Annotated in this window: 10 protein-coding genes; 6 read left to right on the forward strand and 4 right to left on the reverse strand. The window is 35.7% G+C overall.

The window, feature by feature from the left end:
* Nucleotides 1–6: 6 nt before the first annotated feature.
* Nucleotides 7–1,821, reverse strand: a complete 1,815-nt coding sequence (locus tag ICJ85_RS06905) for a RagB/SusD family nutrient uptake outer membrane protein (RefSeq protein ID WP_188223034.1) — start codon at nt 1,819–1,821, stop codon at nt 7–9.
* A 17-nt stretch (nt 1,822–1,838) separates the two neighbouring features.
* Nucleotides 1,839–5,117 carry a SusC/RagA family TonB-linked outer membrane protein gene (locus ICJ85_RS06910; protein WP_241739498.1) on the reverse strand — a complete coding sequence of 1,093 codons (3,279 nt, stop codon included), beginning with the start codon at nt 5,115–5,117 and terminating at the stop codon, nt 1,839–1,841.
* A 656-nt stretch (nt 5,118–5,773) separates the two neighbouring features.
* Here ICJ85_RS06910 and ICJ85_RS06915 point away from each other — a divergent pair.
* The 6 genes from ICJ85_RS06915 (at nt 5,774) to ICJ85_RS06940 (ending at nt 14,957) form a co-directional block, all read left to right on the forward strand.
* Nucleotides 5,774–6,415, forward strand: coding sequence for a LamG-like jellyroll fold domain-containing protein (locus tag ICJ85_RS06915; protein ID WP_188223036.1), 642 nt, complete (start codon nt 5,774–5,776; stop codon nt 6,413–6,415).
* Between the two features lie 35 nt (nt 6,416–6,450).
* Complete coding sequence (locus tag ICJ85_RS06920) at nt 6,451–8,034, forward strand: pectate lyase (protein WP_188223037.1); 1,584 nt, start codon at nt 6,451–6,453, stop codon at nt 8,032–8,034.
* A gap of 40 nt (nt 8,035–8,074) precedes the next feature.
* Nucleotides 8,075–10,612 (forward strand): hypothetical protein, encoded by a 2,538-nt coding sequence (locus tag ICJ85_RS06925; RefSeq protein ID WP_188223038.1) that lies wholly within the window; start codon nt 8,075–8,077, stop codon nt 10,610–10,612.
* Nucleotides 10,613–10,688: 76 nt separating this feature from the next.
* On the forward strand, nt 10,689–12,170 hold the full coding sequence (locus tag ICJ85_RS06930) for a family 43 glycosylhydrolase (RefSeq protein ID WP_188223039.1): 1,482 nt from the start codon (nt 10,689–10,691) through the stop codon (nt 12,168–12,170).
* Between the two features lie 22 nt (nt 12,171–12,192).
* Nucleotides 12,193–14,199, forward strand: a complete 2,007-nt coding sequence (pelA, locus tag ICJ85_RS06935) for a pectate lyase (RefSeq protein WP_188223040.1) — start codon at nt 12,193–12,195, stop codon at nt 14,197–14,199.
* 17 nt (nt 14,200–14,216) lie between these two features.
* Nucleotides 14,217–14,957, forward strand: a complete 741-nt coding sequence (locus ICJ85_RS06940; RefSeq protein WP_241739499.1) for a rhamnogalacturonan acetylesterase — start codon at nt 14,217–14,219, stop codon at nt 14,955–14,957.
* Nucleotides 14,958–14,992: 35 nt separating this feature from the next.
* Here the strand turns inward: ICJ85_RS06940 and ICJ85_RS06945 are convergent, their stop codons facing one another.
* Both ICJ85_RS06945 and ICJ85_RS06950 read right to left on the reverse strand, forming a co-directional pair.
* Nucleotides 14,993–16,036 carry a Gfo/Idh/MocA family oxidoreductase gene (locus ICJ85_RS06945; protein ID WP_188223041.1) on the reverse strand — a complete coding sequence of 348 codons (1,044 nt, stop codon included), beginning with the start codon at nt 16,034–16,036 and terminating at the stop codon, nt 14,993–14,995.
* A gap of 65 nt (nt 16,037–16,101) precedes the next feature.
* Nucleotides 16,102–17,016, reverse strand: a complete 915-nt coding sequence (locus tag ICJ85_RS06950) for an AraC family transcriptional regulator (protein WP_188223042.1) — start codon at nt 17,014–17,016, stop codon at nt 16,102–16,104.
* Nucleotides 17,017–17,076 lie beyond the last annotated feature (60 nt).

Raw genomic sequence — 17,076 nt, forward strand, 5'->3', positions numbered from 1 at the left:
ATTAGTTTAGTTAGTGAATTGGTAACCATCGTTAGCAAGAGTTCCTTGGCTATTATCAATGGCTGTTACAGGAATTGGGAAAATATATCTAACGACTCCTGGTTGTGGTCCATTGATGTAATTCTCGAAATCATTTAGGATAAATTCTGAATAGGTCGTTGTGTCATTGTGTAAGCCTATTAAAAATGATTGTCTTATCCATGTTTCATCAGGTGCTGCTGCAACCTTATTATCTGGATTTAGCACAACAAAATTTCCTTGGTCATCTGTTTTCCAATACATGTAGTCAGGTCCTGTCCCTACGCCAGCAAAAGCTTCATCGGCTAATTTTTTAAGACCATCTACAGTTTCCTGAATTTTTTCTGAATATAGGTTCCAACGAACCAATTCATATTTACGAATCATTTCACCTCCAAATTCCCAAGCGCGTTCATCAACAATAGCATCAAAAAAGGCTTGTTTAGATGTTGAGATTTGCGACATATAAGCATCCACTTTTGTGCTCCAGTCTGCAGGGTCGAATGCACGTTGACGTACTCTTTTAAATGCATTTTGAGCTTCCATTGTTGGACCGTTTAATTCGTTTTCAGCTTCAGCAAACATTAATAACACATCTGCATAACGTAGCATTGGCCAGTTAATTCCAGTCCCTTTGGCAGATTCACGCCCTGGAGGTTCTGGTAATAAACGTCTGTTCCATTTTCCTTGAGAAATGTTACTAACACCAACGTGTGCTAACGTGTCTTCTGTAGTTACTTTAAATAAACCACAAGTAACTTCGCGGCGTAAATCTTTACTGTCAAAAGACATGTAGTAAGTTGCAGGTATGGCCATATAGTTGCTACCTGAACCGTAATCATGTTTTGCTTCAGTACCGCCGTCAACACGAATACCAATGTTCCAGGCTACATCGCCGCCACCTTTTGCAAAAGGAACTTCAAAAAGAATGTCTTGGTTAACCGGCGATAAGAAAATATTTTGATTGTAAAATATTTGTCTGAAATCTGATGGTAATTCTCTGTCTTTTAAGTTAATTAATTTTTGCGAATATTGTTTAGCGATTTGATAATAATCTAAATAATCGCTATCTCTAGCCATTGTTAAATCTGGTTTTAAGTAATATCCACCACGTTGTAGTGCTAATCGAGCAATCATACCTATAGTATACTCTCGATTTACTTGTTCAATGCCATATGGCAATGCATCAGCCCATTGCATGTTTTCCTCGACAGCCATCAACGCTTCAATCTCTTTAGAAAGAATGGTGTTTCGGTTTGTTTTAGGGAAAAAGAAATCTGCTCCAGCTACGGGTGCTTCGGTTACATAGGGAACATCTCCAAAATAGTAAGCTAACATACTGTACCAATACGCTCTTAAGGTATGTGCTTCCCCTAATAACTGATTGAAGGTTGTTTTAACATTCGCATCATCAGAATCTAAATTACCACTATTGGTAATCCCTTCAATAGCAATATTGGCATCTCTAATGGCTCTGTAGGCATAAGTCCATACAATATTTAAGTCGTTGTTCGATGAAAGTGCATCGGCATTCCATATTTCACGACGACCATTATCGTATTCTCCATTATGGTAACCTATTTCAATATCTGTAATTCCTGTCATGTTATTAGATAACCTTGATCTAAACGCATCTTGATTAAAATAGGAATAAACAGCATTAACTCCATTTCTGGCATCATCGACATTGGAATAAATATAATCGAGGTCGAATGTTGAAATAGAATCTGGTTCTAAAAAGTCTTTTTCACAAGACGATAGCATTATAGCTGGTATAAAAGCTAATAAATATTTAAGTTTCATATCAATCAATTTTTTAATTAAAATGTTACGTTAACTCCAAAGGTGTACGAGCGTGCTCTTGGGAAAGAAGATCGGTCTAAACCAGGAGTAAAAGGGTTTCTACTGGAGTTAACTTCTGGGTCATATCCTGAGTATTTTGTCCAAATGGCCAGGTTTCTTCCTGTAGCAAATACTCTGAATTTTGATAATCCTACTTTAGAGATTAATTTGTCTGGCAGACTGTAACCTAAAGTCAGGTTGTTTAATCTTAAAAAAGAACCATCTTCAATAGCCCAGTCGTGAATTACGGCTGCAGCTATACCGTGGCTAGCATGAGACCAAATGTTTTTACCTTGGTTCAGCTGACGTAGGTCTTCTAGGTCAGTTACTATACCTCCTGGAGTTCCTGTGATAGCTCCGTCTATATCCAGATAAGTAAATCTGTTCTCTAAACTCATTGTTTGAAGAAGGTTACCATTAGTTACCCTTCTTAATTGATTGAATTGTATTTTTCCTGTGTTGTATACATCGTTACCTACCTGGTAGTTGAAGAATGTTGACAAGTCGAAGTTTTTCCAACGTACATTAACTCCGAAACCACCTTGAAAATCTGGTAAAGCATTACCAATTATTTTTCGGTCTAAATCATTAATTACACCATCATCGTTTAAATCTTTTAATTTTAAACTACCTGGACGTAAAGCACCACCAACAGTACCTGAAGCATCTGCAACGTCACCGTTTAGTATATACGTATTGCTTACCTCATCGTAGCTTTCAAAATCATCTACAGAATAAAAACCATCGGTAACAAAACCGTACATGTTACCAATTTTTCCGCCTAATTCTAAAATGTAATCGTTACGATTTCTTAAATCGGTACTTGCCCAGTTTGATTGTGCAAAGCGAGACTGAGTTCCATCAAGTTTTTCAATAGTAAGAACGTTGTGTCCAATATTGAAATTAGCAGATAAAGTAAAATCTTTATTATCTACAATGTAGCCAGTTAAACCAAGTTCTACCCCTTTATTAGCCGTACTACCAATATTAGCGTATTGTTCGTTAAATCCTGTGTTTGTTGGAATAGCTTGGGTGTATAATAAGTCGCGGGTTTCATTTCTATAGTAATCGAAACTACCATTTAAACGCTTATTGAAGAATGTAAAATCTAAACCGTAGTTACTTGTGACAGTTGTTTCCCATTTTAAATCTGGGTTGTAAAGCGATGAGCTTTCAGGTTGGTAGTAGATGTTGTCTACATTTCCAAAACCAGGTCCACGGTTTGTTGTGGCGCTAAATAAGAATTGGTTTAACCCCGATCCGATACGGTCGTTACCAGTTTCACCATAAGAGATTCTTAATTTTAATTGATCAATCCAGTTAGAGTCTTTCAAGAAATTTTCTTCTTCTAGTTTCCAGGCAAATGCTAATGCAGGGAAAATACCTAGGTTGTTGTCTTTACTAAATTTACTCGATTGATCTGCTCTTGCTGTAAGCGTGAAAATGTATTTGTCTTGTAATTGGAAGTCGAAACGTCCAAATAATGATTTTCTGTTAGATTCTGTGAATTCAGAAGTAGAGAATCTGTCTGCATCACCAAATTGCATATTAGCAAATAACTCTTCTGGTGTAATAGATAGACGGAAATTCTCAGCTCTTAAAAAGTCGCTATGTCCTCCACTGGAAGATACTTCATGACCAACTAACACATCGATTCTGGAATCACCCCAATCTTTTTTGTAGTTTAAAGTGTTAATCCATCTATAGCTGTGGTCGCTTCTGTTAGAACGTTGCCCTAGAGGTAAACTACCACCATTATTGAAAGACTCACTGGTTAAAGGACCGTAGAATCTTAAATCTTCTTGGAAACCTTTATTTCTAGAAAATGATGATTTTGCTGTAATATCATCGGTTATTTTCCAAGTTAAAGCGGCATTAAAAACATAATCGTAATCTGTTCTTTTTCTCCAGTCTTGTTCAACTAAGTCGTTAGGGTTTACTAAACCTAAAAGGAACTGTTGAAAGTCATCATCTTCATTAACTTGATTTAAATCGATATCTAATTCATCAGCAATACCATTTACAGGTCTTGTTTGAACTGCATCCTTAATACTTAATTGACCACTTGAAGTACCAGCACCATCTCTTATTGAGTTGGTAATCCTTGCTTGAGCATCAAATGTTAAGCGATCAGATATTTTTTGATTCAATTTGAAGTTAACCGCTGTTCTTTCATAACCAGAACCCGTTAATAAACCTTCGTCGGCATTGTGTGAAATACTTAAATTCATTTTAGTCATTTCAGTACCTCCACCAATAGATAAATTGTGGTATTGTGATAATCTAGAGCCTCCAAATAATTCATCTTGCCAATCGGTTGGTCTGCGTTCTTGATAAAGTTCTAAATCTTCATATTTACCAAAATACTTTTCAAAACCTTCAATAGCAGTTTCTCCTCTTAAAGCTTGATATTCATAATTTGCTAAAACAAATTCATAAGGACTTAACACATCATATTTTCTGTCCTGTGGTAATTCGTTAAATTGGAAAAAATTGTTGTAGGAAATGGAAGTCTTTCCTGCAACAGGATTTTTTGTGGTTACAACAATTACACCGTTGGATGCCTGAGCACCATAAACAGCGGTTGCAGCGGCATCTTTTAAGACGTCAATACTCGCAATATCATTTACAGGAATGTTATCAATGCCTGCAACTATAAATCCATCAACTACATATAACGGACTATTGTCTTGCGACAAAGAAGTACCTCCACGAACACGAATTCTAATTTCAGCCCCAGGCTCACCATCAGCAGATGTTACATTTACACCAGGTAAACGTCCTGTTAATGCCTCGGCGGCGTTTGAAATAGGAATGGTAGATAGCTCTTTACTGCTAATACTGGCAGTAGCACCTGTCATATCCGATTTTTTTACTTTACCATAACCGTAGTCTACAATTACGATTTCGTCAAGTTGACTAACATCTACCTGTAAAGTGATATTTATTGTAGATTGATTATTTACGGCTAATTCTTGCGATTTGTAGCCAACATAAGAGAAAATAAGCGTAGCATCTGGAGCCACATTGCTTAAAGAATAATTACCATCAAAATCTGTTGATGTTCCGTTCGATGTTCCTTTCACAATTACGGTTACACCTGGAAGAGGACCTCCAAGTTCGCCTCCATCTGTAACGGTTCCGCTTACAGTTGAATTCTGCGCGTAGGTTAACCCTGTGAATAAAACGAAAACACCCATTAAAAGAGTATGAAATACCTTTTTAAATGGAGGGGTTTTTTGTCTCGCTTTGAGCAAGAAAAATTGATGTTTAAAAAAGGAATAGTTTGTCATAAATAGTTCGTTTAATTGTTAATTATTTGTTTTAGTTTGAGAATCTGAGAGGAAGGAAAGGTTTTTATGTCATTATTTAGATGGTTTTAGTGGTTTGTGGTGGCAATCGATAACTCTTTTTTGGGTTAGAAAAAAGGTTTTAAATCCTCTATTTGTAAGGCTTTTAGTAAATAAACGAGCCTAAGATTTAGAATTTAAAATGTAATCGATTGTCCCAAATATAAATATTATTTTTTTTTTAGCAAATAATTGTTGACTATTTAACTATGTATAGTCTTAATTATTAAATATATATTCAGGGAGATGAGTTATTACGTATTTTGTATTAAAAGGGCTTATGATTGATGCTGTTTAGAGAGGATTTATTGCTAAAATATATTGAATATTGTATCGAAAACGTTTTTTAGTTACAATAGGGAGAGATTTTAGCAGGGTAAATGGATAAGTTGAGGACTTTTAAGTCGAGTGTTTGTTGATTTATGCTGTGATTTTTTGAGAATAGTTAAATTTTTAGCTTATATTTTGGTGATATTTTATTTTTGTTGGGAAAGCGTTGATTATTTGAATATATTTGGTAATCGATTACATATGATTAGTGATTAAGAACAGTGGGATATTGTATGAAAAAAATTGTTTTGAGATTTTTAATATTTCTAATGTTTAACTTTTGTTATTGTCAAGTAACTACGAATTGGGAGTTATCATCTTTATTGAAAGAAGATTTTAATGGTATAATTGACGGGCATCCCATAGTTGTAAGTTCTTCTATAGGAGAAGTTTTAAGTTTTAACGGTATTAACGATGCATTGTTTTTAAATCAAATGCCATTAAAAGATTTAGAAACTTTTACTGTTGAGATGATTTTCAAACCCGCTACTGATGGTAGTTTTGAACAGCGTGTGTTACATATAGGAGAGGTCTCAAGAGATAGAATGTTGTTAGAAATAAGAGTTTTGAATGGCTATTGGTATTTTGATGGATTTGTGAAGTCAGGTGAGCATAAAAAAGCTTTAATTGATGAATCGCTAATGCATAAATCAGGAGTATGGCATCACGTTGCTCTTGTAGTAGAAAAACATAAATTAACCACTTATGTCAATGGTGTTAGAGAGTTGCAAGAGCCTTTTGAGTTCCGTCCAATCCAGACTGGCAAAACCTCGATAGGGGTTCGACTAAATAAAAGATCATGGTTTAAAGGAGATATTTATAAAATCAGGATAACGCCGAATGCAATTACCCCTATAGATTTTATGTCTTTATAATAAGCATCTCAACCAAAAAACTAAAACTAAATAAGATGAAGCTTACTCAAAAGCTTATTATTTTCAGCTTTGCTAGTGTGTTAGCTTTAAAGTTGAACTCTCAAAATCGAATTAATCCAAACCTTGTCCTCGAGGCTATGTTAGAGGCTACCAAGTATATGGTAGAAGAAGTTAGTTATAATGGTGGCTACGTCTGGTATTATCTGCCCGATTTTTCAAGGCAATGGGGTGAAATGGAAGCTTATAAAACCATGGTATGGCTTCAACATCCAGGTACAATAAGTATGGGGCATCTCTTTTTGGATGCTTATAGGGTGACAAAAGATGAATATTATTATTCTGCTGCAGAAAAAGCTGCTTCGGCACTAATTTGGGGACAAAGTCATGAAGGAGGTTGGAATTATATGATTGATTTTGCTGGAGACCGTTCGTTAAAGCAATGGTATAATACGATTGGGAAGAATGGCTGGCGGTTGGAGGAATTTCAGCATTATTACGGTAATTCTACATTTGATGACGATGTAACATCAGATGCTGCTAGGTTTCTTATGCGTATGTATTTAGAAAAAATGGATCCAAAATATAAACCAGCAATAGATAAAGCTATTGGTTTTGTTTTAAAAAGTCAATATCCTAATGGAGGTTGGCCACAACGCTATCCTTATGTTAAAGGATTTGAAACTGATAAGTTTCCTGATTACACACCCTTTTACACGTTTAATGATGATGTGATTTGGGAGAATATTCATTTTCTCATGCAATGCTATTTGGTTTTAGGAGAAGAACGTTTTTTAGAACCTATTTATAGAGGGATGAATTTTTATAAAATTTCCCAAGATGAAATAGGGGCATGGGGACAGCAACTAGACATGAATATGAAAACCGCTAGTGCAAGAACTTATGAGCCAGCTGCCTTTTTACCGAGGACAACTTGCGAAAATGCCTTGCTACTTATTAAATTTTATAAGCTAACCGGTGATAAAATGTTTTTAGGAGGTGTTCCTAAAGCTATTTCCTGGTTAGAGCAAATAAAGTTGTCTGAAAATAAAGTTGAAGGGCATCGAACGCATCCTACTTTTTTAGATGCTAAAACTAATAAGCCTATTTATGTTCATAGACGTGGTTCTAATGTGGTTAACGGCGAGTATTATATGGATGAAAATGATTCAAACCTATTATCTCATTATTATGGAAAAGCATTTGTTCAACTAGATTATTTGAAGGATGAATATCAGAAAGTCTTAAAATTATCAGAGGCAGAGATCGCTCAGAACTCACCTTTAAAACCAAAACAGTTTCAGGATTCTCAAACACCACAACGGTATTATGATTTAAATAGGTATGTGTATGGTTTTGAGGTTGACGAGAAACAGGTTTCTGAGGTTTTAAGTGAATTAGATGATGCTAATCGTTGGTTAACCACTCGAGCATACATTAGTAATCCATATATTGGTGATCCGGAATATACAATTCCAACAGACGAATTCGCAACAACTCGAGTAGGTGACGAATATGATACCTCTCCATATCCAAATAAAACCAATCAGTTATTCATATCAACAGGAACTTACATAAGGAATATGAAAATATTAATTGGATACCTAAAGAATGTAAAATGAAAAGTATTTTAGAAATACACCACCAACTAAACTAAACCATATGTACCGTTACTTAATACTATTCCTGACGTTTTTAGGACTCTCATTTTCTTCTAGCGCACAATCTTATAAGGGTGATTTATATCAGGACCTTGAGTTTTATGGAGATTACATTCTTTATAAGGGGAAAGAAATAAAATTAGGGTCTAATGCCTTTTTTATTGACGGACAAATGTCGGATGCTGAGGTCGCAAAATACCCTTTTGTATTTAATTCTATTGTAGAAGCATCAAAACATTTAAACGATGGAACAGAGTCCAGTCCCATGGTTTTGTATATTGCACCTTGGGTATATTGGGTAGATGATCCCGATGACCCGGAAATCCGAATTCCAAAACCAGGAAACCCTGTGCCATTTGGTTTGGAGATTTCATGCGAATGGTTACGGTTTCAGGGGTTGTCTGAAAACCCAGAACATATTATAATAGCCAGTAATCGCGGACAAACAATGGGAGCCAAAGGTAATTTCACCATGCTGAATATTAAAGGTGATGGAACTTCTGCCGAGAATATAACATTTGGAAATTACTGTAATTTAGATTTAGTTTACCCGTTAAACCCCAAGCTAAATAGGAAAAAGAGAGGGTCTGCTATTGTTCAGGCGCAGCTAATTTTTTCAAATGGCGATAAGGTGGTTGCTAGAAATACCAGATTTATTAGTCGTTTAAATTTAGGACCGTTTTGGGGGAGTAAACGTACTTTGTTTGATGGTTGTCATTTTGAAATGACAGACGATGCCCTAAATGGTAGTGCGGTATATTTAAATTGTAGCTTCGATTTTTACTCATCAAAACCGTTTTATAGAACAGATGGTACGGGATCTGTTTTTCTAAATTGTGATATTAATACATTCACTCAAAACACACAATATTTTTGTAAAAGCCGTGGGCCTATTGCTTTGGTAGACACACGTTTTTCAGCGAAGGAACTTAATTACATAGGCTGGCGAGATATTCCGGATAAAGAAGCTCGGTATTATCAATATAATGTGAGTTTAAATGACAAGCCGTTATTTGTTGGGGAAAAAGATGCCTACGCTACGGTGGAGATGACTGATAAACCTATTTTAAATGCATACAGATTTCAATATAACAGTCACATTGTTTATAATACTTACAATTTACTTCGGGGAAATGACGATTGGGATCCGATGAAAGTTAAATATATGGTGAATAAAGAGGAAGAAAAGTCCGGTAAAGATTATTCTAATATACCAACTTTATTGGAAGTGAAGCCTACTCAAAAAACTTTGGAAACAGGAAAAGATAGTTTGGTGCTCACACCAAAACTTTTTCGATTTGGAAACTTCGAAGTAGATTCAAAAGATATTCAGTGGACAGTTTCATCAGAATATAAATCCTATGTACAATTGATTGTAAAAGAAGACCAAACCTGTTTGGTTGTTCCAACTAATCAAGAAGACGAAACAAAGGAGGTTATTGTTAAGGCATCCACATCTTCGGGTTTAGAAGCGGCAGCAGTGTTGTATATAAAACCTTCGTTTATTAATCCTCCTGATTTTATTGTTGCTCCAAAAATACAAAATATAAAGCCTGGAAAATTATCATTACATTATAAATTAGATATGAATTTTGAAGATGAATCTCTAATTTCATGGTATCGCTGTGTTGATGAAAAAGGAAACCAACCAATAGAGATATCTGTTTCTAGATTAAATAACCCTTTAAGAACATACGATCTAAGTGTTGGAGATATTGGTTACTATATTATGGCTAGTATTCAACCTAAACATTTAAGGTGCTATCCAGGAAAAGCTAGAACAGTCATTTTTAAAAATAAGATTAAACCTAGTGATGTAAAAAATAATCAACAGGTATTAATACCCAATTTTGAAACGATGTCAGCTAAGTATCAACCCCAGGTTATACCCGGATTTTGGAGTTTAGATAGTTATGCGCCAGCCGATACGAATGAGTATAACTGGCAAGCCGATAACAGTAAAGATCCGTGGTATTATGGTGAAGGAATAAATGGCGCGGCAGGTACAAAAGGGTTTGTTCAGAATACAAAAGGGGCGCGTATGCGTTATCAACCGGTGGGTGAATCTTTTGGTGATATGAAAATAAGTTTTACCGCTGTTCCTTCAAAAACAGCAGGTCAAGGATTTAGCAGTGCGCGCGCTCAATATATGGATATTGGAATTAAAATGGATGTGAAGAATATGAATGGCTATGCATTACGATTAATTAGAACAACGAAGTATAGTGATGCAACAGATTTTATTTTAATGAAATACGAAAGTGGTGTTGCACAGGCTATTAGTCAACCGATTTCTGCCTCTTGCTACAGGCCGAATTGTAAAATCACTATCGAAATTAAAGGTAATAAGTTAACCGCTCATGCAGAAAATACGAAAGATTATTTCGCGAGTCATAAGGATAATACCGTTGTTAATGAGGTGAATTTACAAGCAGAAATTAAGCCGAATACGTATGGTGGTTTAAGTTTTCAGCATACCGGAAGCGTAGGTAGTGGTGCCACATTGATTAAAAACTTAAAAATAGAATGGTACGACTAAAAAAGTTAATAAGATGAATAAAACTAAGCAACACTCAAAATTAATATATGTCGTTCTGCTATTGTTTATCACTTTTATGAATTGTAAGCAAGAGTCAAAAAGCATTGTGACGACATCTCAATCAGAGGAGGGACCAAAATACACGAACCCTATTTTAGGGGGTGATTACCCCGATCCTTCAATTGTTCGGGTTGGTAGTGATTACTACATGACGCATTCGTCATTTAACTACTATCCGGGATTAGTTGTTTGGCATTCTACCGATTTAATTCATTGGGAACGCATATCCCATGCTTTAACTAAAAATGTGGGATCGGTTTGGGCGCCGGATTTGGTGTTTGTAAACGGAAAATATTATATCTATTTCCCGGCAGGTGGCACAAACTGGGTAGTGTATTCAGATAGCCCTAAAGGGCCATGGAGTGAGCCTGTTGATTTAAAATTGAATGGATTTATAGATCCAGGTCATGTGGCGGACGAGCAAGGTAATCGTTATCTATATCTTTCAAAAGGATATGTTGTAAAATTAACCAATGATGGCTTAGCAATTGCAGAAGAGCCTGTATTTAATTATGAAGGTTGGCAGTTTCCGAAGAGTTGGAGTACGGAGTGCTTTTGTTTAGAATCTCCTAAATCTACAATTAAAGATGGGTATTATTATTTAACTACAGCCGAAGGAGGAACAGCCGGGCCGGCAACGGCGCATATGGTAGTTTCAGCACGAGCTAAATCACCTTACGGACCATTTGAAAATTCACCATATAACCCAATAGTACATACCGAAAGCAGAGCAGAGCGTTGGTGGAATCAAGGTCATGGTACACTGGTTGACGATGTAAATGGAGACTGGTGGATTATGTATCATGGTTATGAAAAGCATTTTCAAACTTTAGGCCGGCAAACCTTGATGCTACCGATTGAGTGGACGGAAGATGGTTGGTTTAAAGTGCCCGATGGTATTAAACCTTCTGATGAAATTTCGGTCCCAAACCTAAGAAGCTCAAAAGCAAAGCATGGCTTAAGTGATGATTTTGATAATGAAACCTTAAATCTGCAATGGCAGTTCTATAAAGATAACGATATGAGTCGTGTACGATTTAAAGATGGCGCTTTGGTTTTTAAAGGTAAAGGAACATCTTTTGCAGATAGTTCACCGCTTTTAGTAAACAGTGGCGATAGAAAATATGAAGTTGAGGTCGAATATACGTTAGAAGGAGAGGCTGAAATCGGGTTGTGCTTGTATTATAATGAAGTCGCTAATATGCATATTTCGGTTAACAAGGATCGTTTTGCGGTTTTCAATCGTCAAAAACGAAAAATCAGTGAACCTAATACTTTAGGAAACCATGGATTTCTCCGTATTTTAAATGAAGAAAACGAGGTGAGTTTTTATTTTAGTCAAGATGGAAAACAATGGAGTCGCGTAGAGCGAAGTATTGAGTCTAGTGGATTTAATCATAATGTATTCGGAGAGTTTTTAAGTCTACGTGCCGGATTGTTTGCCTTTGGTGAGGGCGATGTTATCTTTGATAACTTTATTTATAAACCATTACATTAATTCAACTAAATAATAAAAGTAAATGAAAATTTTAAAGCATATCGCGCTTGCATTAATCTTTATAATAACCTTTGAAACATTGGCGTTTAGTCAAGTTCATGATCGGTCGTGGAGACGCATCATTTATCAAAGTGAAGATAATTGGTTTGCAACAGAAGAGGCAAAAAGCATAGCAGAAAATGTTTTGCTGTATCAAAGAGCAATTGGCGGGTGGCCTAAGAATACGCAAATGCAAAAGCCTTTAAGCTTAAGCGAGAAGGAGCATCTTAAAAAGCTTAAAAAGACAAATGAAGAAGCAACTACCGATAATGGTGCTACCACTCAAGAATTGTATTTTTTGTCTAAAATGTATAAGGCAACTGCAGAAGATGTGTACAAACAGGCTTTTTTAAGAGGTGTAGATTATCTTTTGGAAGCGCAATATGAAAATGGAGGCTGGCCGCAGTTTTATCCGTTGAAGGAGGGGTATTATACGCACATCACTTATAATGATAATTCTATGGTGAATATCTTAAAAGTGTTGCAAGACTTAAAAGATGATACTGGGAAATACGCTGTAAAACTTTCAGATGAAAAAAAGGCAGAGGTTGAAAAAGCATTTAAGAAAGGTATAGCGTGTATTGTAAAAACACAGTATAAACAAAATGGTGTTTTAACGGCTTGGTGTGCACAGCATGATGAAAAAACTTTGAAGCCAGCTAAAGCAAGAAGTTATGAGTTGCCTTCTTTAAGTGGAGCCGAATCGGCTAATATTGTTTTGTTATTAATGTCATTAGAAAATCCTTCCCCTGAAGTTATTAATTCGATTAATAGTGCCGTAAAATGGTTTGAAAAAACCAAGTTAACCGGTATTCGTGTTAAACGTGAGTTTGACAAAGAAACCGGTAAACGTAATACCATTGTAGTTAAAGAGGATGGTAGTTATCCGTTATGGGCGCGTTTCATGGAGCTGGATGATAATTCACCATTTTTTTGTGATCGCGATGGAATTAAAAAAGCCACTTTGGCTGAAATTGGTGAGGAACGAAGAAACGGATATGCCTGGTATAGTGGCGCTCCAAATGAGGTTTTAAAACGATATCCAGAATGGAAAGTAAAATATGGAACACCTATAAAGAAAAAGGCACCGAAAGATCCTTATAATATGGTTGTAGCTAAAGACGGTACGGGTGATTTTACGACCATTCAGGAGGCTATGTATGCTGCAAAATCTTTTCCGTATCAACGTGTTATTATTAATGTTAAAAACGGTGTGTATAATGAAAAAGTACACATTTATTCATGGAACACGCATGTATCTTTAATTGGGGAAAGTAAAGAGGGGACTATCATCACATTCGATGATTATTTTAAGAAAATTGACCTAGGGCGAAATAGCACGTTTCATACATCAACTTTGTTAGTAGAAGGCGATGATTTTATTGCGAAAAACCTAACTGTTAAAAATACAGCAGGCGCAGTTGGGCAGGCCATTGCACTTTCGGTAAATGCTAATCGATGTTATTTTGAAAATTGTGCTTTTATCGGCAATCAAGATACCGTTTACACAGCTGGTGAAGGTTTTAAACAATATTTTAAAAACTGTTACATTGAAGGGACTACCGATTTTATTTTTGGTGAAGCTACGGTGCTTTTTGAAGATTGTGAAATCCACAACAAATCGAATTCCTATATTACAGCAGCATCCACACCGCAAGGGCAGGAGTATGGATATGTGTTTAAAAATTGTAATCTCACAGCCGGTAAAGATGTGACCGAGGTGTATTTGGGTAGACCTTGGCGTTTTTATGCTAAAACCGTATTTTTAGAATGTGATATGGGAGCACATATTAGACCTGAAGGTTGGCATAATTGGAAAAAGCCTGAAGCTGAAAAATTTTCATTTTACGCAGAATATAATTGTTCAGGAGAAGGCTTTCAACCGGAAAGTAGGGTGGAATGGTCTCATCAATTAAAAAAGTCACAAGCGAAAAAATATACTAAAGAAAACATATTAAAATCAACAACTAAATGGTATCAAAACTTATAAAGACGTTAAAAATGAATATGAAACAGCTTTTAAAATTACATCTCATCATGCTATTGTTAATCACGTCGAGTTGTATGGCGCAGACCACAATTTACATGATTGGAGATTCTACAATGGCAAATAAAAAGAACCCTGAAACAAACCCAGAACATGGATGGGGGCAGGTGTTACCAAATTATGTAGCAGATGGTGTTACAGTCGATAATCGAGCCGTAAACGGGAGAAGTAGTCGTAGTTTTATTGGAGAGGGACGATGGGATTCGGTGTTGGAAACTTTAAAAGCCGGCGATTTTGTATTTATTCAGTTTGGGCATAATGATCAAAAGTTTAAATCGCCAGACCGATATACAAATCCGCATGTAACGTATCGTCATAACTTAATCAAGTTTGTTGAAGAAACAAGAGCAAAAGGTGCAACGCCAATCTTGTTTTCTTCTATTGTGAGGCGAAATTTTAATGAGTATGGGACGTTAGTCGATACGCATGGCGAGTATCCTTTAGAAGTGCGTTTGGTGGCTATGGAGTACGATGTTCCGTTTATAGACTTACAATATTTTACGGAACATTTGGAAGAGTCTTACGGTGTTGAAAACTCTAAAAAATTACATCTTCATTTTGAGCCGGGAGAACATCCGTATTACAAAGAAGGTAAACATGACGATACGCATTTGTCTAAATTAGGAGCTAATGAAGTTGCTAAACTAGCTGTTTCAGAATTAAAAAGGAATGTGTCGAGTGTAGAAAAATATTTAAAATAGTTTCAGTAGAAATGTGAATAGAAAAGTGGTTAATTTTATAGGTTAACCACTTTTTTTTGCTCGTTACTTTTTAAAGCAGTTTCAATGACTTTAATTACGAGCATGCCATCTTCGGCTGTTACAGGGATGTTTTTATGGTTTCTAATAGCATCGAAAATACCATCGTAATAGGTCATGTAATTACCAGTCGCTGTTGGGATGTGTTCTCTAATTGTTTTACCATCTTTTTCGGTATGTAAAAGTCCGCGTTCTGTTTCTGGTTCTTCACCCCAATGTTTAATATTAGGCCTTTTGCCTGCTTGAAGTTGTTTTTCCTGAATATCGGCTCTTGTTTTTATGAATGAGCCTTTAGTGCCATGCAAAATACTTCCTGGTAAAGGTTCGCGAACAAAATAACTGGATTTTAAAATAACACGATGGTTGGGGTAGTATAGTTTTACATCGAAATAATCACCTACTTTGGAGTTTGGTCGGTAACTATCTAAATCGGCAAAAAGAGCATTAGGCATTCCGAAAAGTTGTAAGGCTTGATCGATTAAATGAGAACCTAAATCGTATAGACTACCAACACCGGCTGTAGGTTTTTCTTTATGGACTTTATAACTTAATAGAGGATCGAAACGGTCGTAATGAAATTCAGCTTCAACCAACTCTCCAATTAAATTCTCGGAAAGGACCTGCTTAATTGTTAAAAAATCACTGTCGTAACGTCTGTTGTGGTATACCGATAATATGACATTTTTTTCTTTAGCTAGTTTTATAAGCTCTTCAGCTTCCACAACGGACGTTGTGAACGGTTTTTCAACAATAAGATGCTTACCCGCTTCAATAACTTTTTTTGAGAATTCGTAGTGCGTTATATTTGGTGTGTTAACAACAATAAGCTCAATGTTGTCATCAGATAACATAGCCTCAAGCGATCTGAAAGTCTTAATGTTTGGATAATGCTTTTCAGTTTCATTTTTAGTGCGTTCTAAAACGCCGTACAAATTGAAGTTAGGGTTTACAGAAATGAACGGTGCATGAAATATATGACCACTCATGCCGTAAGAGCATAATGCTGTATTAATGGGTTGCATAGGGTTGTTTTTTAACTAAACTAAAAATAAGGATTTTATACTAGTTAAGGCTAATTCAAACTAAGTTACTGTTTCTTGTATTTGCCAGGGCTAATACCTATACGTTGCGAAAATGTAGCGGTAAAATGTTGTAAAGACGAAAAACCACAGGAGAAAGCTATTTCAGACATGGTCATATCATTTTCTTCTTCAATTAAGTCTATAGCTTTCTGAATTTTTAAATTAATAATGAAACTGTTCGGAGGGTAGCCTGTAAGATTTTTAACCTCATAAGTGAATTTGGTTTTTCCCATACCAAACTTATACGCTAAATCATCAATGATCCATTTTTTACTTAAATCGCTATGAATAAGTTGGGATAATTTGTCAATAAACGTGTCTTCTTCGTGTGATTTTTGTTTTCTTAAATATAGATGGCGGTGAATGTCTACAAATAAGTTTTCTATAATATTTCCAACTATAATCTCATATCCTTCTTCCTGATTGGTAAGTTCACGTTCAAGTTCAATAAAATACTTCTTGAAAATCTTGGCTTTTTTTATAACAAACTCTTTATCGTTGGCTAGAAGTGATCCGAAACTTTCTTGAAAATCTGCAGGTAATTTAGTCCATTTTCCTAATTTAAGAGGTGTTTTTGGGCTGTAAGCTTCTGGTTTTATAACGAGCCAGTTAATTTGGCCAATATCCATTTTCCCTGTTGGGCTTCCGTTCAATTGCCAAGGTGCAGAAATAGAAAGATTATCGGGAAGTAATTCAATTTCTTTGTCATCAATAATCCAGTTGTATTTGCCACTGTGAACAAAATGAATTTCTATACCATCATTAAGGTGAGGCAGCATGTTTTCGTCCATTTTAACTTTAGAGAATTTCATGCTTCCAAAATGTCTGATATATGGTAGTTTAGCTAGGGGGCCAAGGTTCTCATCGTACCACCAAACGCCCTGATTTCCTGTTTTATTTTTTTTAGTTGAGTTCTCCAAATTTTTAAAGCTTAAACTGGTTAATCGAAAATTTTATAAGTTACTAAGGTGTTGTTAATG

This window comes from Aestuariibaculum marinum (genome assembly GCF_014596975.1).
Taxonomy (GTDB): Bacteria; Bacteroidota; Bacteroidia; order Flavobacteriales; family Flavobacteriaceae; genus Aestuariibaculum; species Aestuariibaculum marinum.